Source organism: Clostridium sp. JNZ J1-5 (assembly GCF_053901425.1).
Genome location: NZ_CM132773.1, coordinates 1,912,891 through 1,932,080 on the forward strand (window position 1 = coordinate 1,912,891; position 19,190 = coordinate 1,932,080).

Sequence of the window (19,190 nt, forward strand, 5' to 3'; positions counted from 1 at the left end):
CTTTTTTGTGCAATCACTTTTCCAATATATTATCATATATTCTATTATAAATTAATATGAACAACTATAAATATTGTCCTATGTTCCTATATTTAGAGTATCTTTTCTCCAAAGTACTCCTTATATTATCTTTTAACTCTTTAAATGGCACCTTTAAAAGCTCGTCTTTTATAGTTTTAGCCATCATATCCATATCTTTATGAGCTCCACCTTCTGGTTCATGTATAACTTTGTCTATTATATTATATCCTTTTATATCTTGAGCTGTTATCTTCATTATAGCAGCAGCTTCTTTTACTCTCGAAGAATCTTTCCACAAGATACTTGCAAATCCTTCTGGTGAAAGCACAGAATAAACAGCATGTTCAAGCATCCATATTTCATCTCCAATAGATAATGCAAGTGCTCCTCCACTACCGCCTTCTCCTATAACTATGGATATAATTGGAGTTTTTAAATTAGACATTTCCATAAGGTTTCTGGCAATAGCTTCACCTTGGCCTCTCTCTTCTGCATCCATTCCACAGTAAGCACCTGGGGTATCTACGAAGCATATTATCGGTCTATTAAACTTTTCAGCCTGTTTCATTAATCTTAAGGCTTTTCTATACCCTTCTGGACTTGGCATTCCAAAATTTCTTTTTATATTTTCTTTCATATTTCTGCCCTTTTGTTGTGCTATTACTGTTACAGGCATGCCATTTAATTTAGCAATACCTCCTATAATACAGGCATCATCTTTATAATATCTATCCCCATGCAGTTCGATAAAAGAATCAAAAATTCTTTCTATATAATCAAGTGCTGTAGGGCGTTCTAACAACCTTGATAATGTAAGCTTATCAAATGGAGATAGATTTTTATACACACTACTCTTAAGTTTTTCTAGCTTTTCCTCTAGCCTGCCTATTTCAAGTGATAAATCTACTTCTTTCCCATTAGAGAATTTTTTTAACTCATCTATTCTGTTACTAAGCTCATTTATTTTTTTTTCGCACTCCAGCATCCTAGCATCTCCTTTACAAGGGTGACAAAATAACCTTAAAATAACTCATAAACTCTACTTTAATGCATATCTAGAATTTTATATAATACCTTTTTTAATTCCTGCCTTTTAACAATCTTATCTAAAAAGCCGTGTTCTAATAAAAATTCTGCACTTTGAAAACCTTCTGGCAACTTTTGCTTTATAGTCTGTTCTATAACTCTTTGCCCTGCAAATCCTATGAGAGTTCCTGGCTCAGATATTAGTATATCTCCTAGCATCCCAAAGCTTGCTGTAATTCCACCAGTTGTAGGATCAGTTAATACAGATATATATGGCAGTCCTTCTTCACCATGTCTTGCAATGGCAGCACTCGTTTTTGCCATTTGCATAAGTGAGAACATTCCTTCCTGCATTCTAGCTCCCCCAGAAGCTGTAAATATAATAATCGGCAATCTATGTTTTGTGGCATTTTCTATAGCCCTAGTTATTTTCTCTCCAACTACTGAGCCCATACTTCCCATCATAAAGTTACTGTCCATAACTGCAATTACTACATCTTTGCCATATATTTTGCCGTATCCTGTAACTACTGCTTCGCTCAGTCCTGTTTCTTCTTTTAAACTATTAATCTTTTCTTCATATCCTTCAAAGTCTAGTGGATTAACTGTTTCAAGGTTTTTGTCAAGTTCTCTGAAAGTTCCTGTATCAATTATAAATTCTATTCTTTCTCTAGAATTCATTCTGTAATGTTTTCCACAAAATGTACATACCTTAAAATTATCTTCTAAATCTTTCTTGTATATTGTTTTTCCACAACTACTACATTTAATCCACATCCCATTAGGTATATTGGGACCTTTTTCTTGGCTTTGTTGATCATTTTGCGCTTCATTTTTTAATGTTATATACTTAGTCTTTTTAAATATAGGATTAAATTTAAACATAAAAATTCACCCACCTTAAACAACAATACAATAATTGTTGCTTTGGAATAATGTTTTAATTATCAATTGTCAAACTCTTAATAATTAAATTCTCTACCGATAAACCCAGTATTATATGATCCTTCTTCAAATATTTCATTATACAATATTTCAAGCTGAAACTCTATATTAGTATCTATACCACTTATAACAAATTCTTCTAATGCTCTTTTCATTTTAGCTATAGCTTCTTCTCTATTCTTTCCATGTACTATAAGTTTTGCAATCATAGAATCATAATTTGGAGGAAGTCTATAACCTTCATAAATGCCACTATCAATTCTTATTCCATTTCCCCCTGGAATATGTTGAATATTTATTATTCCAGGTGATGGTCTAAATCCCATCTTAGGATTTTCTGCATTTATTCTGCATTCTATTGAGTGTCCATTTATCTTAACCTCTTCTTGAGTAAGTTCTATTCTCTCTCCTGCTGCTATTTTAATTTGTTCCTTTACTAAGTCTATACCTGTTATCATTTCTGTAATTGGGTGTTCTACCTGTATTCTTGTATTCATCTCCATAAAGTAAAAGTTGTTTTTGTCATCTAACAAAAATTCTATAGTACCTGCACTTCTATAACTTACTGCTGAGGCCGCCTTTACAGCTACTTCACCCATTTTCCTTCTTAATTCCTCAGTCATTATAGGGCACGGTGTTTCCTCTAAGACCTTTTGATTTTTCCTTTGAATTGAGCAATCCCTTTCATTAAGATGAATTATGTTACCATAGTTATCTCCTAAGATTTGAAACTCAACATGTCTAGGATTTTCAATGAATTTTTCTATATACATAGTATCATCACCAAAGGATATTCTAGCTTCCCCTTTTGCTGCTTCAAAGGCTTTCTTTAATTCTTCACTGTCTTTTACGATTCTTATTCCTCTTCCTCCGCCGCCAGCAGAGGCTTTAACCATTACAGGATATCCTATCTTTTCTGCAGCATCTAATGCTTCATCTAAAGTTTCTACGCTTCCCTCAGTACCTGGTATTACAGGAACTCCTGATTTCATCATTATTTCTCTTGCTTTTGACTTATTTCCCATGTTTTCTATAGCTTCCACTTCTGGACCTATAAAAACTATATTACAATCTTTACACATCTGAGCAAACTTGCTATTTTCTGATAAAAACCCAAACCCAGGATGAATAGCTTGAGCACCACTTAATACTGTAGCACTTATTATATTTTCCATATTTAAATAGCTTTCCTGTGGTTTTGCTGGCCCAACGCAGACAGCTTCATCTGCTAAACTTACATGCAAGGAATCTCTATCTATTTCAGAATATATGGCAACTGTTTCTATTCCCATTTCCCTACAAGCTCTAATTATTCTAACTGCAATTTCTCCTCGATTAGCAATTAAAATTTTACTAAACATATTTTCACCTACTTCCCTATGGCAAACATCAATTCAGCCTCAACTGCCTTCTCTCCATCTACAGTGGCTATAGCTCTAGCAATTCCAGCAGGGCCCTTCATCTTTATCATCTCAACTTCCAACCTAAGTACATCTCCTGGAACAACTTTACGTCTAAACTTAGCTTTGTTTATTCCACCAAAGTAAGCAATTTTACCTTTATATTCTTCCATACTTAAAAGGGCTATGGCTCCTACCTGTGCTAATGCCTCTACCATAAGTACTCCCGGCATAACAGGTTCTTGTGGAAAATGTCCAGCAAAGAAATACTCATTCATAGTTACATTCTTGTACCCTACTGCTCTCTTTCCGCTTTCTAATTCCTCTACTTTATCTACAAGTAAAAATGGATATCTATGTGGTATAATCTCTTGAATTTCTTTTATTCCTAGTAACATATATTTTTCCTCCACTCTACTTCTTAACTCTAAATATCGGCTGACCATATTCAACCATATCTTCATTTCTTACTAGTATTTCTACTATCTCATAATCATCTTCTGCTTCCACTTCATTCATAAGTTTCATTGCTTCTATTATACAAAGTGTATCTCCTTTTTTAACTTTACTTCCTACAGTTACAAAAGAATCCTCTTCTGGTGAAGATGAAGCATAAAAAGTTCCAACAATAGGTGACTTTATAGTTGATGTATTATCTAGCTCTTGAACTCTATTTTCATCAGCTCTGCTATCTGAAATTACCTTTTCAAAGCTTACTTCATTAAGAACTTCATTTGAATTTGTTTGAACTTCATGCATATTATTCTCTCTTAATGAACCATTAGAAGTTCTTTCATCTAATTTATTCATTTTTATATGAATACCTTCAGCTTCAATTTCAAATAAAGTTAATTTAGAATCACTTACAGTTTTTATAAGCTCTTGAATATTCTTATAATCCATTTTTCTACCTCTCATCCCATTTTTTTAGAACTATTGTTGAGTTATGCCCTCCAAAGCCTAATGAGTTAGACATTGCATATCTTACTTCTTGCTCTCTTCCTACATTTGGAACACAGTCTAAATCACATTCTTCATCTGGGACTTTATAACCAATAGTTGCAGGTATAAATCCTTCCTCTAATGCTTTAGAGCATATAATAGCCTCAATTGCCCCTGCTGCGCCTAATAAATGGCCTGTCATAGACTTTGTTGAACTAACTGGTATATTATTTGCCATATCTCCAAATACACTCTTAATTGCAGCTGTTTCAAACTTATCGTTATATGGTGTACTTGTTCCATGAGCATTTATATAAGATATCTCTTCTTCTTTTATACCAGCATCTAAAATAGCTAGTTTCATAGCTCTAGCTCCACCTTCTCCGTTTGGTGCTGGAGATGTCATATGGTATGCATCACAAGTTGCTCCATATCCTACAACTTCTGCATATATTTTAGCTCCCCTCTTTTGGGCATGTTCTAATGACTCAAGTATTAATATTCCTGATCCTTCCCCCATAACAAAGCCATCTCTTTCCTTATCAAAAGGTATAGATGCTCTTAACGGATCTTCACTTGTGCTTAAAGCTGTAAGTGAAGTAAATCCTGCTAATGCAAGAGGAGTTATAGATGCTTCAGTTCCTCCAGCTATAATAACATCAGAGCTTCCGCTTCTTATGTTATGGAATGCTTCCCCTATAGCATGAGTACCTGTAGCACAAGCTGTAACTATGGAAGTACAAATTCCCTTTGCACCAAACTTTATAGCTATATTACCTGCAGCCATATTACCTATAATCATAGGAATAAAGAAAGGGGATATTCTACCTGGTCCTTTCTCTAAGAGCTTTTGATGTTGTTCTTCTATAGTTGCTATACCACCTATACCTGAGCCTACAATTACTCCAAATCTTTCACTATTTATAGTCTCTAAGTTAAGTTCTGAATTCTTTATAGCCTCATCTGCAGCTACCATAGCAAATTGACAAAACTTATCCATTCTTCTAGCTTCTCTTTTATCCATATAATCACTAACATTAAAATCTTTAACTTCAGCTGCCAATTTAACCTTAAATTCGGTTGTGTCAAAAGCTGTTATTTTATCTATTCCACATTTTCCTTGCTTTACGCTATTCCAAAAGCTTTTTGCATCATTTCCTATAGGAGTAACAGCTCCTATTCCAGTGATAACTACTCTATTTTTCACTTTCATTTACCTCCTCTAAATGTGCATTCCACCATCCACACTAATAACCTGACCTGTAATATATGATGCCATATCAGATGCTAAAAATGCTGCAGTATTAGCTATATCTTCTGGACTTCCTAGTCTTTTTAAAGGAATATTTGCCTTAATATTTTCCTTTACTTTTTCTCCTAAAGTCTCTGTCATATCTGTTTGAATAAATCCTGGAGCTATAGCATTTGCAGTTATTCCTCTACTTGCAATTTCCTTTGCAACAGATTTTGTAAGTCCAATTATTCCAGCCTTAGCTGCTGCATAATTTGCTTGACCTGCATTACCTGAAAGTCCAACCACAGAAGAAATATTAATTATTTTTCCGCTTCTTTGCTTTACCATTACAGGTATTGCATGTTTAATACAATTAAATACTCCTTTAAGGTTAACTTCTATTACCTTGTCAAACTCTTCTTCCTTCATTCTCATAATAAGTGAATCCTTAGTTATGCCTGCATTGTTAACAAGAATATCTACAGAACCTAACTTCTCCATAGCTTCATCTATTATTTTCTTTGAATCTTCAAAGCTACTTACATCTCCTTGAATTGCTAATGCCTTAACACCTTTACTTTCTATTTCCTTAACTACTTCTTGAACTGAATTTATATCGCTTCTATAATTTAAAACTACGTTAGCTCCTAGTTCTGCAAATTTTATAGCAATTGCTCTTCCTATTCCTCTGCTTGCACCAGTAACTATCGCATTTTTACCTTTTAACATAATTGTCTCCATTAAAATCCTCCTATAAACCTTTCCTATTTAATGTTAGACTTCTTTTAGCGCTTCAATAGTTACATTTAATGACTTTAAGTCCTCTACATTTAATACTCTTACATTCCTATCTATTTTCTTTACAAAGCCACTTAATGCTTTCCCTGGACCTATTTCAATAAAAGTATTTATACCGTCCCTTATCATTCCTCTAATTATGTCTTCCCACATAACAGAACTCTTAACTTGCTTTCTTAGTAACTCTTTAATAGATCCCTTATCTTTTATATAATCCCCTGTAACATTAGTCATTACAGGTATTTTCATATCACCTAATTCCATACTTTGAAGTTCATTATAAAGTTTTTCCCCAGCTTCTTTCAGCATTGATGTATGGAATGGTGCACTAACCGGAAGAATCATAGCACGTTTTGCGCCTAATTCCTTTGCTTTGTTACAAGCAGCATTTACAGCTTCTATTTCCCCGGCAATAACTATCTGAGAAGGACAATTATAATTTGCCACTTCTATAATTCCAGCCTCTTTTGACAGTTCACAAGCTTCATTTACTTTATCTCTGTCTAATCCCATTATGGCTGCCATTGTTCCTATGCCTTCTGGAACAGCTTCCTGCATGAACTTACCTCTTTTTTTAACTAGTTTAACTGCATCCTTGAATTCTAAAACACCACTGTAAACCAAAGCAGAATATTCTCCAAGGCTAAGTCCTGCTGCTACTTCTCCTTTGATTCCATTTATCTCTAATGCCTTTAGTGCTGCTATACTGGTAGTTACAATAGCTGGTTGAGTATTCTCTGTCTTATCTAAATCTTCTTTGTTGCCTTCAAAGCATAAATTACTAATCGAAAATCCTAATGCCTTATCTGCTTCTTCAAAAATTTCTCTAGATTCTTTTATATTTTCATAAAGATCTTTACCCATTCCTATATACTGAGCCCCTTGCCCAGCAAATATAAATGCTATTTTGTTCATAATAAACCCCCACTATACTTTATAATGAAAAATACTATTCACATAAATTTTTTAAGTTGGTTTTTTCCATTACACTTATTGCTTCATTGAACATTTCTTCAATCATTTCTTTACAGCTTTGCTCTTTCTTTATAAGTCCTGCTATTTGTCCTGCCATAACAGAACCCATATCAACGTCTCCATCTCTAGCTGCCTTTGGCAGTGCTCCTCTTCCTAATTCCTCAAACTTCTCCAGGCTGCATCCTTCTTTTTCAAGAATGGCGTACTCTCTTGTAAGTCTATTTCTCAATACTCTAACTGGATGTCCTGTTGGTCTTCCTGTTACAACAGTATCAATATCTTTAGCCTTAATTACTCTATCTTTATAATTTTTATGAGCAGTACATTCATTAGCTACTAAAAATCTTGTTCCCACTTGGACGCCTGATGCTCCAAGCATAAATGCTGCCGCAACTCCTCTTCCGTCTCCTATGCCTCCTGCAGCTATTACAGGAATATTTACTGCATCCACTATTTGAGGAATAAGTGACATAGTTGTGATTTCCCCAATATGTCCTCCAGCCTCACAGCCTTCCGCAACTATAGCATCTGCTCCGCTTCTTTCCATTCTCCTTGCTAAAGCCACAGAAGCAACTACTGGTATTACAGTAATTCCATGTTGTTTCCACATTTCCATATACTTTCCTGGGCTGCCTGCGCCTGTAGTAACTACTTTTACCCCTTCTTCGCATACCATCTTTGCTACTTCGTCCGCATTATCACTTAAAAGCATTATATTTACTCCAAAAGGCTTATCCGTAAGCTGTTTTGCTTTTCTTATTTCTTCTCTAATATACTCAACAGGAGCATTAGCTGCTGCTATAATTCCAAGTCCTCCAGCATTTGATACCGCAGACGCTAAGGAGCTATCAGCTATCCAAGCCATTCCCCCTTGAATTATGGGATACTTTATTCCTAATTTTTTAAATAAAGTAGTATTACTCATATTAACCTCCCTATGAAATAAGACTGCTGAAATAAAAGCAGTCTTATGTTTTTAACACCTTAATTATTCAGTCTTTGAGTTTATATATTCAACTAAATCACCTATAGTTTTTATACCTTCAAGATCTTCGTTAGATATTTCTAAATTGAATTCATCTTCAAGCTCCATAGCTATTTCAAATATATCTAGAGAATCAACTCCTAAATCTTCTTGAAATTTTGAAGTTAGAGTTACTTCTCCTTCTCCTATTCCTAAATGATCAGCTATAACCTTTTGAACTTTTTCAAATACCATGATATGCCCTCCTAAAATTAAATTATTTATTTTATTTATTTTTTATTTATCACTTAATTGTTTTAATTCCACTCTATTAGTTGCGCGCCAAAGGTAAGACCTCCACCAAATCCAACTAATATAATCTTATCGCCTTTTTGCAATAAATTTTTTTCATTCATTTCATTTAATGCAATAGGAATGCTTGCACCTGATGTATTGCCATATTTGTCTAGATTGATATAAAACTTAGACAAATCCATCTTTAGCTTTTTAGAAGCAAGCTCAATTATTTTCATATTCGCCTGATGTGGAACTATATATTTTATATCCTCTAAGCTATAATCCGTATTTTTTAATACTTCATTTATAGAACGCACTATTACCTTAACTGCAAATTTAAAAACTTCTCTTCCATTCATTGATAAGGTATCTCTATAAGTTTCATATAAATCATAATAAGGATTTTTAAGTGGTGCTGCTCCACACATTAAGTGTTCTCCTCCAGTACCATCAGATCCTGTATACTGTGATATAATTCCACCCTTATCACTTTTTTCAAGTACAACTGCTCCTGCACCATCTCCAAATAGAACACAAGTATTTCTATCATTCCAATTTAATATTTTAGATAATGTTTCTGCTCCTATAACTAGTGCTCTTTTCTTTTGTCCGGTCATTATAAATTGTGAAGCTATACTAACCGCATATATAAATCCTGTACAAGCTGCGCTGATATCAAAGCAAGTTGCATTTATTGCTCCTATATTCTTCTGAACAATGCATGCTGTAGACGGAACAAAACAGTCTGGTGTAGCTGTTGCCACAATAATCAAATCCAGATCTTCTGGTTTTAATCCTGACTTTCTTATAGCTTCTTCACCAGCTTTTGTTGCAATATCTGAAGTTTGTTCACCTGTTGATATTCTTCTTTCTTTTATTCCCGTTCTGTCACTTATCCATTCATCGCTAGTATCTACAATTTTTGATATATCATCATTTGTAATAATCTTTTCTGGAGCATAGCTTCCAGTGCCTACTATACTAACTTTAAACATAATATTATTCCTTCTCATTTTGATTTTTTATAATATACTTATTTTTAAAGAAATCATTCAATTTACCAAGAGCTGTAGCTAACAATTTCTCTTCTCCTTCTGACAATCCTTCAATAGTAGCTTTAATCATATCAGAGTGAAATTTTTCATGAACTCTGTAAGCTAGCTTACCTTTTCTAGTAAGAATAACATTAACTACTCTCCTGTCATTCTCATCTCTTTTTCTCTCAACATACCCTTTTTTAACTAAATTATTTATTGCCGTTGTCAGTGTGCCTACCGTTATTCCCAAATCATTTGCTATCTCCGACATGGTTCTAGGAGTATACATTCCTATGGCATCAATGGTATGGACTTCTGTTACTGAAAGATCGTTAAGCCTTCCAGACTTTAAAGCTGTTTGCTCTATTGTTAAAATTTCATTAAAAGTATCTACCAGCAATTCATTTAGAATAGCTTTTATACACTTCTCCACCATATCACGCTCTTTTCGCCTTTAAATGTTAATTTTCTATGAAATATATTTCGACAATCAAATATTTTGATAATCAAAGTATATATTATAGATAAAAATCTGTCAATTAAAAAATTACAGCACAATATTTAATTTAATTACATATTATGCTGTAATTTTTTAATATTATATTTAATTTTCATGAGATTATTATTGATAGATTCCCTATTTATGTATTATTTTATTTATCTCTTGTTATAACCATACTAACATGTTCAATTCCAGCCTCAAAGTATTTGTCTCCAAAAGCTTTAAATCCTAACCTTTCGTAAAACTTTTGTACTCGTGATTGAGCATGTATATAAATTTTTTCATGTCCTTCACTAAATGCTTTGTCTATAAGCTTTTTTACTACTACTTGGCCAAAATGTTTTGATCTATATTCTTTTAAAACTGCAATTCTTCCAAAGAATATCTGCCCATCACTTTCAAACATTCTACCTGTTGCTATAGGCTTGTCTTCATTATAGATGATTATATGATCTGCATAGTTATCTATATCATCTAGTTCCATTTCTTCCGGAACATTCTGTTCCTTCACAAACACCTGGTTTCTTATTTGGAACGCATCTTTAATTCCATCTTTCCCCTTAAACCATAAAATATTATTCATTTTTATACCCCCCATATATTATTTAATTTTAAGCGTCCTAAATCTACTAAGCGCTGCTACCAATTCATATTTTCTTGGCAATGCAAAATCCTAATAATTATATTATATATAATTATTAGGATTTTGCGGAGTCCCGTTAACTCTTATTTCAAAATGAACATGGGGTCCTGTGCTTTTTCCTGTGTTCCCTACATCTCCTATATGCTCACCTTTTTTTACCTCATCACCTAATTTAACTTTAATCAGATTACAATGAGCGTATATAGTCTCCAAATCATTACCATGGTCTATCTTTATAACCTTACCATATCCCTCCATCCATCCTGCATAGGATATCTTTCCATCCATAGCTGCATATATAGGCGCCCCTATATTATTAGCAATGTCTATTCCTTTATGCATTTTGCCCCATCTCATACCGAAATCTGAACTTACTTTTCCATCATTAGGTCTAAGTAGTTTAGTCTTCTTACCTATTACTGCTTTATTGCTTACTTTTTTACTTTTATTAGAACTGGGCTTCTTCTCCTCTATCTTTACAAAATCAGATTTACTGCCGCTTAATATTATATTTTTTATTTCTTCCTTAGTTGTTATATCTTCATGAGAAATGTGTACCTTATACCAAGTAAACTTATCCTTAAACTTGAAGTTTTTAAATGTTTTATTAAGTTCATCCTGTAGATTTATAAGATCCATTTCAAATTCTTCTTTATTCTTTATATAAAAAGTATATTCATTGTTCATTTTAATCTCATATGCATTGGGTTTATATTTTACATAAAATGCATAACATATTAGAAATGTTGTTATTACTAATACTAAATAGCACAACTTTCTTTGGTTACTACTCAGATATTCCAAAATTATAGCACTCCCTTCATCTATTTCTAATATTCCCTAAGTCTTGTAAAATATAATCATATACATAATTTTTAATTTAATTAATTGTAATTATTGTATATAATTAATTTATCTAAATAAAACTAATAGACAATTTCATTGAGATAAATTCTACATTTTGTTATAATTAATCATATTGAGCACTATATATAGTGCTATTAAAAATGGAAAGGTAGCGATTACATGAGCACATTCATGTTTAAACACAAAAATACTGAATATACTCCTGTTAGTAATATATTTATAGATAATTTTATGTCAAAAGCTCGTGGAGAATATATAAAAGTTTATCTTCTAGGATTAAGGTATTGCTTATCTGGGGAATTAGGAGTAAACTCTTCAAGTATAGCAAATACATTGCAATTATTAGAAAGTGATGTTATGAATGCTTGGAACTATTGGAATGAGCAAGGAATAATTAAGATAACTCAAATAGATACCATGGGCAATTACGCAATCGAATTTTTAGAACTTAATACTTCTATAGAAGAATCAGACGATAGTATTAGCCTTCTATCGGAATTAAAAAATACCTCTATAAAAGATATGATGGAAGATATAGAAAAACTTCTTGGAAGGCCTCTATCCAATAGAGAAATGACTATGTATTTAACTTGGCAAAAAGATTTCGGATTCTCTCCTGAATTAATACTACTACTTATACAATATAGTGTGTCAAAGGGCAAAACAGATTATAGATATATTGAAAAAATAGCCATTGCATGGCATGATTCTAAAATAAAAACTGTAGATGATGCACAATCATTTATAAAGATGCATGAAGATAAATGGATAAGTATAAAAAAAATATTAAAATACTTAGGAATCCAAAATACTGATATAATGAAGCCACAGGAACAGATGATTGAAAAATGGCTTAACGTATATAAATTTTCTCCAGAATTGATATACAAAGCCTGCGATATTTGTTTTGAAAGGTTAAATAAAACAGAGTTTAAATATATAGATGCTATATTAAATAACTGGTTCACCAGTGACATAAAAACACTAGAAGATATAGAGAAGAAAGATAAAATAAAAGGTAACTTTAAGAAAAATGTCTACAATAATGGGAAAAATGATTCCTTTAACAACTATGAACAACGCTCTTATGATTTTGATGAATTAGAAAAAAAATTATTAGGATGGGATACTAATGATTAAAGGTTATCAATCTGAAATATTAAAACTATATGAAAATATTAGAGAAACTGAGAAAAACGCCTTAAAAACGAGAAAAAAAGAGGTTTATGAAAAATGTCCTGAAATCGCCTATATAGAAAAGCAAATAAATAAGCTTTGCATACAGCTTTCTATAAGCTCTTTTAAGCCTTTAAAAAATAGAAAAGAATACTTAAATCAATTAAAAGAGCAAGTAACGGATCTTAGAATAAAAAAATCTGAATTATTAGTAGCTAATGGATATGATATAGATTATCTTAATATGCATTACAGATGTAAAAAGTGCGAAGATACAGGATATATAGGTACTAATAGATGTGATTGCTATAAGCAAAATTTAGTTAAATTGTATCATAAAGGTTCTGAGTTAGGAGAAATATTGCTTACAAATAATTTTAGTAATTTTAAATATGATTATTACTCTACTAATCGTACTAATGATAATATTAAAAGTTCTAGAAAAAATATAGAAGAAATATTAAAAATAAGCATGTACTTTATAGAAACTTTTTCTGATAACAATGATAATTTACTTTTTTACGGTAATTCTGGAACAGGTAAAACATTTCTAACTCATTGTATAGCTAAAGAACTTCTAGATAGGGGTTATTTAGTTATTTATAAAACGTCAGAAGAATTGTTAAAAAATCTAAGAGAAATTCGCCTTGAAAACAACGATGAATTGGAATACCTGATTATAAACTGCGATCTTTTAATTATCGATGACTTAGGTACTGAACAAATAAATAATTTCTCTAAAACAGAATTATTTAACCTTCTAAATAAAAGATTAATAAAGGGTAAGAAAATGATAGTATCCACAAATTACACTTTAGAAGGACTTTCAAAGACCTATTCAGAGAGAATAACTTCAAGACTTTTCGGTAACTTTACTTTATGTAAATTTTACGGAGACGATATAAGAGTAAAAATAAACTTAAATAAAATGAAAAACCAAAACTTATAATACAAAGAAGCTTAAAACTATTAGGTTTTAAGCTTCTTTTATATTTAAAACAGAACCAAAATAAAAAAAATCTTAAGTTATAAACTTAAGATTTTTGGTGCTGGCACCAGGACTTGAACCCGGAACCTACTGATTACAAGTCAGTTGCTCTACCAGTTGAGCCATGCCAGCTTATATGGCGACCCAGAAGGGACTCGAACCCTCGACCTCCGGCGTGACAGGCCGGCACTCTAACCAACTGAGCCACTGGGCCACATTTAATTTATGGTGGGCACAACAGGGCTCGAACCTGTGACCCCCTGCTTGTAAGGCAGATGCTCTCCCAGCTGAGCTATGCGCCCATAAATTAATGTAATGGTGACTCCTAGGGGAATCGAACCCCTGTTACCACCGTGAAAGGGTGGTGTCTTGACCGCTTGACCAAGGAGCCTTATTTTATTTTAAATGGTGCTGGCACCAGGACTTGAACCCGGAACCTACTGATTACAAGTCAGTTGCTCTACCAGTTGAGCCATGCCAGCTTAATATGGCGACCCAGAAGGGACTCGAACCCTCGACCTCCGGCGTGACAGGCCGGCACTCTAACCAACTGAGCCACTGGGCCACATTTAATTTATGGTGGGCACAACAGGGCTCGAACCTGTGACCCCCTGCTTGTAAGGCAGATGCTCTCCCAGCTGAGCTATGCGCCCATAAATTAATGTAATGGTGACTCCTAGGGGAATCGAACCCCTGTTACCACCGTGAAAGGGTGGTGTCTTGACCGCTTGACCAAGGAGCCTTATTATATTCTTCAGGGCTCCTACAAGTATCTTTGTTTTCGCACCCGACGAAGAATATAATACAATAAAAATAACATAGTGTCAACATGTTTTGTACAAATTCTTTTTATAATTTTAAAATTTCTATGAAATATACTATATTGCAAACATTTTTTACCTATTATCCACTTTATATCCAATGCTCTCCATAATTATTAATGCCGTATCTTCTATCGCCCTCTTAGTTATATCTATAGTTTTGCAGCTTAATCTTTTCATTACTCTATCAGCATAATCTAATTCTGATAAAACTCTTTCTGCATTTGCATACTCTATTTCTTTGTACCCAGTTTTTACTTTACCTAATCTATGTTTTCTTATTTCCATTAGCTGTATTGGATCAATTGTTAATCCAATTATCTTCTTTTTATCTATTTCATATAGTTCCTCTGGAAGAGGTACTTCCGGCATTAATGGTATGTTTAAGGCTTTTATGCCTTTATTGGCTAGATACATACATAAAGGGGTCTTAGATGTTCTGGAAAGTCCTACTAATACTACATCTGCATTTCTTATTCCACTATGGTTTTTACTATCATCATATTGAATTGCAAATTCCATGGCTTCTATTTTCTTATAGTACTCATCATCCATCTTCCAAACAGCACCTGGTTTGTACTCTGGTTGTTTTCCCGTCATTCTAGATAGTGTACTAATACAAGGTCCTAATATATTTATTATGTTTATTCCTCTTTCAACACATCTCTCTACTAAAAATTCTCTAACATCAACTAAAACTATTGTGGAAATTATTAATGCATTCTTAGGGTCTTTTATGCTACTTATGAAATCGATAACATCTTCTGCGCTCTTTATATATGGTGCCCTTTGAACATGAATTTCTCCACTAAATTGGGTAGCAGAAGCTTTAGCTACTAGTTCTGCAGTTTCTCCTATGGAGTCTGATACAGCATATACAGTTAACATTACAATACCCCCTCTGTCTTTTGTGTTAAAAAAACTCTTATAATCAAATAATAAATCTGTTTCCACTATATTTCAACACATTGTTTACTACTATTACTATATAAATATTTTATGCCAAATTAAATTTCTTATAGTTTATTAATTTTCTTAGTTATCATAAATATTTAGATTTCTATTTTAATTTTTTCATATGTGGTAAAATATAATAAGTACTCACAAACCTTAAAGGAGAGATTTTTTTGAAACACGAACTTATTATAATAGGCGGCGGTGCCTCTGGAATTTTAGCCGCAATTAATGCAAAAAACTTAGGGCTAGATGTATCAATAATAGAAGGAAATAATAGAATTGCTAAAAAGTTATTAACTACTGGTAATGGTAGATGCAATATTACAAATAAATGTACAGATTTTAATAGATTTCATAGTGAGAATTCTGAATTTTTTTACCCCGTACTAAATTCATTTACTTTCTCTCATGCTATAGATTTTTTTGAGCAACTTGGATTACCTATAATTACTCTAGAAGATGGTAAAATGTATCCCATGTCATTGCAGGCTTCCTCTGTAGTAGATATTCTAAAAGCCGCTCTAGAAGAAAGAGAGATTCCTACATATTTAAATACTAAAGTTGCAGACATAAAAGCTTATAAAAATGGTTTTAAAATATTTACTAATTTAGATGAAACATATGAATGTAGAAAATTGATTCTCTCCTGCGGTGGAAAATCTGCTCCTAAAAGTGGTTCAGACGGTTCTGGATTTGCTTTAGCTAAAAAGTTAGGTCATAGTATAATAGAACCTGTTCCAGCTCTTGTACAGCTTAAATTAAACTACGCAAAATTAAAAGCTTTATCTGGAGTTAAATTTGATGGAATAGGTGAAATTTTGATAGATAATAAATCTGTAAAAAAAGAATATGGAGAAATTTTATTTACAGACTATGGCATATCTGGTCCTCCTATTCTTCAACTAAGCAGAAGTGCATCTTTAGGAGTACTTAAAGGCAAAAAGGTAACTCTAAAAATAGATATAATGAGTAATATGTCTTTAGACCACTTAAAAGATTTCTTAGAAAATCATTGGGGTACATTCGGATATAGAACTGTTCACGACTCTTTTATTGGCATACTAAACAAAAAATTAATACCTACTCTTCTAAAAGAATGCCATATAGACAATATACATAAATCTTGCTGGGACTTAACTTGGAATGAAAAAGAAGATATTTATAGACACTTAAAAGCTTGGGAATTTGACGTTATAGGAACTAATGGATTTAGCAATTCTCAAGTTACAGCTGGCGGTGTAAATACTTTAGAAATTAACCCTAATACTTTAGAATCTAAAATTGTACCTAATTTATATTTTACTGGTGAAATTTTAGATGTAGACGGGGACTGTGGAGGATTTAATCTCCAATGGGCTTGGGCTTCAGGAGTAATTGCTGCTAAAAGTTGTGCTGAAAGTGATAAGACTATTTTAACTAAGAATTAATTCTTAGTTAAAATAGCTTACCTATAATATAAATATAGATAAGCTATTATTTAATAAATGTTATATGTTTTATTCAGTTTTTTCCCATAATGTTTCCCCTAATGTCATTTCTTCTCCGTTTTCTTCTACTACCTTATGTGTAAATATTATTCTATTATCATCAGTTTTAGAAGAATTTAATACTTTAATATATTCTCCATACTTAACTTCTTTCCTATAAGTAATCTTCATATTTCTTAATGTATAATTTAATACTACTTCTAATGGAACGCTTTCTATTAACCAGGCTGCATATTTTTCGTTATTTACATGCCCATTAGTGTCAATGTCACTATATCTGACCTTAAATTCTATTGTATTCTCTGCTTCAGATATCTTGTCTATGTTGTCTATTTTAAAACATTCATTATTATCATCATTTAATCCGTAAGTATTTATTAAATGCTCATTTATTCTAAGAGGTTTTCTTTCTTTAATATTAATTAGAAGCCATATTGATTTAGCATTTGCTAACACTTGTCCATTTGAATCCGTTATTTGGAACTTTCTATAAGCATAAAACTTTCTTACACCACAAGGTTCTGTTTTTACAGTAACTTTTTCACCGTACTTTGGATACCTATTCACACTTATATCCCATTTATATAAAATCCAAGCCATATTGTTTTTTGTCATATAGTCAATTCCTATGCCTAAATCTTCACTTTGAAATGTAGCCACATCATTAAAATAGTCTATTAAACTTGTAATGAGTGCTTTTTTTCTATAATCAACTTCGTAATAATGAATTTCATATTGTTTTTCGGTTATAGCTCTTCCCATATTATACCTCTTTCTAAAATTTTGATGCCATTTGCTCTAGTAGTTTTGCAGTTTCATTTAACTCCTGTATAGATGCTGTAATTTCCTCTAATGCTGCTGCCTGCTCTTGGAAAATTCCATTAACTTCATTAACATTATCAGTTACATTAGATACTGATTTTTGAATTTCTTTTATTACTTTTTCGATTTTCTTTACAGATTCACTACTGGAACTAGATAGCTTTCTTATTTCTTTTGCAACAACTTCAAATCCTTTCCCTGCCTCTCCTGCTCTTGAAGATTCTATAGCTGCATTTAACCCTAAAAGATTTGTCTTATTAGCTACATTTTTTATAAATTCTAAAACTTCATCTGTGTTCTTTGTCTTTTCATTAGCTCCTTTTAAATTCATTAATATATCTTCACTAGATTTTCCTGCACTCTGTATACCAGATGATATCTGACCAATAGCATCAGATATTTGATTAAGAGCCAAAGAAAGATTTCTAGACAAATCTGATACTTCTTCTTGTTTTTTTAAACTTTTAGCAATAGCAATGTTTCCAACTACCTTTCCATTGTATTCCTTTATAGGAATGGATATTGATTTTAATGGAACTCCATAAACTTCTTTAGGTACAACTCCATTAACAACCTTTTTATCCCGTATAGCCCTGTAAGCTGCACTGCCTGGAGTTAGTTTATCCCCAGTATTTGCTTTCATAGGTATACTTGTATCGTTTACAAGTGCTAAGCAATATTCTGTATTGTTTATCCCAAATATAGTTTCTTCTTCAAAAAATATCTTCAAATAAGGAATTAACTTATGAAATGCGTCAAATATTTCATTTTGTTTAATATCAGTTAACATGGCACACCTCCAACTCCATTATGGATCACTGTGGGTCTATAATACCCACAGTATACACCTTACAATCTATTATATACTGCCAATTCATATTTTTCCATATTTAGATAAATATAATGCAATAAATAATTTATTTCCATGCACCTGAATATATACAAAATGAATTATAATCTAGAAGATTATTGTATTTAACTATATTGAAATCTTATATGAATAATAAAAACATTGCTTCTTGTTGTGTTTATGTACAGTTAGCAATGTTTTTACTATAAATTTATTTTATGAAACTATATATTATTGTAATTAGGTATCTTTATTTGTTTAAAGCTTCTAATAATTCTTCTATATTCATTCCATGAACCATAGCAGCTTCTTCTAAAGTTTCACCTTGTGCAGATGGGCATCCTACGCATCCCATCCCAAAGCTCATTAAAGTTTCAGGGCTGTTAGGGAAATTTCTAACTATTTCTCCTATTGTCATATCCTTAGTTATCTTCATAT

At 32.2% G+C, this 19,190-nt stretch carries 21 protein-coding genes and 8 tRNA genes; 3 read left to right on the forward strand and 26 right to left on the reverse strand.

Annotated features, from left to right (window positions below; genetic code table 11):
• Window positions 1-64: 64 nt before the first annotated feature.
• From ACWW38_RS09290 to ACWW38_RS09355, 14 genes are all read right to left on the reverse strand, one after another.
• Window positions 65-1,006: an acetyl-CoA carboxylase carboxyltransferase subunit alpha gene (locus ACWW38_RS09290; protein WP_456257313.1), complete on the reverse strand. Its 942-nt coding sequence runs from the start codon at window positions 1,004-1,006 to the stop codon at window positions 65-67.
• A gap of 59 nt (window positions 1,007-1,065) precedes the next feature.
• Window positions 1,066-1,932 carry an acetyl-CoA carboxylase, carboxyltransferase subunit beta gene (gene accD / locus ACWW38_RS09295; protein ID WP_456257314.1) on the reverse strand — a complete coding sequence of 289 codons (867 nt, stop codon included), beginning with the start codon at window positions 1,930-1,932 and terminating at the stop codon, window positions 1,066-1,068.
• Window positions 1,933-2,009: 77 nt separating this feature from the next.
• A complete protein-coding gene (locus ACWW38_RS09300) occupies window positions 2,010-3,353 on the reverse strand; it encodes an acetyl-CoA carboxylase biotin carboxylase subunit (protein ID WP_456257315.1) in 1,344 nt (447 codons plus the stop codon).
• An 8-nt stretch (window positions 3,354-3,361) separates the two neighbouring features.
• Window positions 3,362-3,790 (reverse strand): 3-hydroxyacyl-ACP dehydratase FabZ, encoded by a 429-nt coding sequence (gene fabZ / locus ACWW38_RS09305; protein ID WP_456257316.1) that lies wholly within the window; start codon window positions 3,788-3,790, stop codon window positions 3,362-3,364.
• A 16-nt stretch (window positions 3,791-3,806) separates the two neighbouring features.
• Entirely contained in the window at window positions 3,807-4,295 is a 489-nt protein-coding gene (gene accB / locus ACWW38_RS09310) for an acetyl-CoA carboxylase biotin carboxyl carrier protein (RefSeq protein WP_456257317.1), read from the reverse strand.
• Window positions 4,296-4,299: 4 nt separating this feature from the next.
• Complete coding sequence (gene fabF, locus ACWW38_RS09315; RefSeq protein ID WP_456257318.1) at window positions 4,300-5,541, reverse strand: beta-ketoacyl-ACP synthase II; 1,242 nt, start codon at window positions 5,539-5,541, stop codon at window positions 4,300-4,302.
• A 15-nt stretch (window positions 5,542-5,556) separates the two neighbouring features.
• Window positions 5,557-6,297, reverse strand: coding sequence for a 3-oxoacyl-[acyl-carrier-protein] reductase (gene fabG / locus ACWW38_RS09320; RefSeq protein ID WP_456260441.1), 741 nt, complete (start codon window positions 6,295-6,297; stop codon window positions 5,557-5,559).
• Between the two features lie 45 nt (window positions 6,298-6,342).
• Window positions 6,343-7,281, reverse strand: coding sequence for an ACP S-malonyltransferase (fabD, locus tag ACWW38_RS09325; RefSeq protein WP_456257319.1), 939 nt, complete (start codon window positions 7,279-7,281; stop codon window positions 6,343-6,345).
• 34 nt (window positions 7,282-7,315) lie between these two features.
• Window positions 7,316-8,266 carry an enoyl-[acyl-carrier-protein] reductase FabK gene (fabK, locus tag ACWW38_RS09330; RefSeq protein WP_456257320.1) on the reverse strand — a complete coding sequence of 317 codons (951 nt, stop codon included), beginning with the start codon at window positions 8,264-8,266 and terminating at the stop codon, window positions 7,316-7,318.
• 63 nt (window positions 8,267-8,329) lie between these two features.
• Window positions 8,330-8,560: an acyl carrier protein gene (gene acpP / locus ACWW38_RS09335; protein WP_456257321.1), complete on the reverse strand. Its 231-nt coding sequence runs from the start codon at window positions 8,558-8,560 to the stop codon at window positions 8,330-8,332.
• 62 nt (window positions 8,561-8,622) lie between these two features.
• The gene (locus ACWW38_RS09340) at window positions 8,623-9,597 is read right to left on the reverse strand and encodes a beta-ketoacyl-ACP synthase III (RefSeq protein WP_456257322.1); all 975 of its coding nucleotides are present in this window, start codon (window positions 9,595-9,597) and stop codon (window positions 8,623-8,625) included.
• Window positions 9,598-9,601: 4 nt separating this feature from the next.
• Entirely contained in the window at window positions 9,602-10,075 is a 474-nt protein-coding gene (locus tag ACWW38_RS09345) for a MarR family winged helix-turn-helix transcriptional regulator (protein WP_456257323.1), read from the reverse strand.
• Window positions 10,076-10,292: 217 nt separating this feature from the next.
• Window positions 10,293-10,724 (reverse strand): GNAT family N-acetyltransferase, encoded by a 432-nt coding sequence (locus ACWW38_RS09350; RefSeq protein WP_456257324.1) that lies wholly within the window; start codon window positions 10,722-10,724, stop codon window positions 10,293-10,295.
• A gap of 102 nt (window positions 10,725-10,826) precedes the next feature.
• Window positions 10,827-11,588: a M23 family metallopeptidase gene (locus ACWW38_RS09355; protein ID WP_456257325.1), complete on the reverse strand. Its 762-nt coding sequence runs from the start codon at window positions 11,586-11,588 to the stop codon at window positions 10,827-10,829.
• Between the two features lie 222 nt (window positions 11,589-11,810).
• On the opposite strand from ACWW38_RS09355, the gene ACWW38_RS09360 reads away from it, so the two are divergent.
• Window positions 11,811-12,791, forward strand: a complete 981-nt coding sequence (locus ACWW38_RS09360; protein WP_456257326.1) for a DnaD domain protein — start codon at window positions 11,811-11,813, stop codon at window positions 12,789-12,791.
• Window positions 12,784-13,776: an ATP-binding protein gene (locus ACWW38_RS09365; RefSeq protein WP_456257327.1), complete on the forward strand. Its 993-nt coding sequence runs from the start codon at window positions 12,784-12,786 to the stop codon at window positions 13,774-13,776. The genes ACWW38_RS09360 and ACWW38_RS09365 overlap by 8 nt, the downstream gene beginning before the upstream one ends.
• Before the next feature lie 95 nt (window positions 13,777-13,871).
• Here the strand turns inward: ACWW38_RS09365 and ACWW38_RS09370 are convergent.
• From ACWW38_RS09370 to ACWW38_RS09410, 9 genes are all read right to left on the reverse strand, one after another.
• Window positions 13,872-13,947: transfer RNA gene (locus tag ACWW38_RS09370), tRNA-Thr, on the reverse strand.
• A gap of 5 nt (window positions 13,948-13,952) precedes the next feature.
• Window positions 13,953-14,029, reverse strand: a tRNA-Asp gene (locus ACWW38_RS09375).
• A 12-nt stretch (window positions 14,030-14,041) separates the two neighbouring features.
• A tRNA-Val gene (locus tag ACWW38_RS09380) sits at window positions 14,042-14,117 on the reverse strand.
• Between the two features lie 14 nt (window positions 14,118-14,131).
• Window positions 14,132-14,206, reverse strand: a tRNA-Glu gene (locus ACWW38_RS09385).
• 15 nt (window positions 14,207-14,221) lie between these two features.
• Window positions 14,222-14,297, reverse strand: a tRNA-Thr gene (locus tag ACWW38_RS09390).
• A gap of 6 nt (window positions 14,298-14,303) precedes the next feature.
• Window positions 14,304-14,380, reverse strand: a tRNA-Asp gene (locus tag ACWW38_RS09395).
• Between the two features lie 12 nt (window positions 14,381-14,392).
• Window positions 14,393-14,468, reverse strand: a tRNA-Val gene (locus ACWW38_RS09400).
• 14 nt (window positions 14,469-14,482) lie between these two features.
• Window positions 14,483-14,557: transfer RNA gene (locus ACWW38_RS09405), tRNA-Glu, on the reverse strand.
• Between the two features lie 154 nt (window positions 14,558-14,711).
• Window positions 14,712-15,524, reverse strand: a complete 813-nt coding sequence (locus tag ACWW38_RS09410; protein WP_456257328.1) for a pyruvate, water dikinase regulatory protein — start codon at window positions 15,522-15,524, stop codon at window positions 14,712-14,714.
• A gap of 239 nt (window positions 15,525-15,763) precedes the next feature.
• Between ACWW38_RS09410 and ACWW38_RS09415 the strand changes: the two genes are divergently transcribed.
• On the forward strand, window positions 15,764-17,020 hold the full coding sequence (locus ACWW38_RS09415) for an NAD(P)/FAD-dependent oxidoreductase (RefSeq protein WP_456257329.1): 1,257 nt from the start codon (window positions 15,764-15,766) through the stop codon (window positions 17,018-17,020).
• A 69-nt stretch (window positions 17,021-17,089) separates the two neighbouring features.
• Here the strand turns inward: ACWW38_RS09415 and ACWW38_RS09420 are convergent, their stop codons facing one another.
• The 3 genes from ACWW38_RS09420 to ACWW38_RS09430 form a co-directional block, all read right to left on the reverse strand.
• The gene (locus ACWW38_RS09420) at window positions 17,090-17,842 is read right to left on the reverse strand and encodes an acyl-[acyl-carrier-protein] thioesterase (RefSeq protein WP_456257330.1); all 753 of its coding nucleotides are present in this window, start codon (window positions 17,840-17,842) and stop codon (window positions 17,090-17,092) included.
• 13 nt (window positions 17,843-17,855) lie between these two features.
• Complete coding sequence (locus ACWW38_RS09425) at window positions 17,856-18,692, reverse strand: methyl-accepting chemotaxis protein (RefSeq protein WP_456257331.1); 837 nt, start codon at window positions 18,690-18,692, stop codon at window positions 17,856-17,858.
• A 310-nt stretch (window positions 18,693-19,002) separates the two neighbouring features.
• Window positions 19,003-19,188 (reverse strand): DUF1858 domain-containing protein, encoded by a 186-nt coding sequence (locus ACWW38_RS09430; RefSeq protein ID WP_456257332.1) that lies wholly within the window; start codon window positions 19,186-19,188, stop codon window positions 19,003-19,005.
• Window positions 19,189-19,190 lie beyond the last annotated feature (2 nt).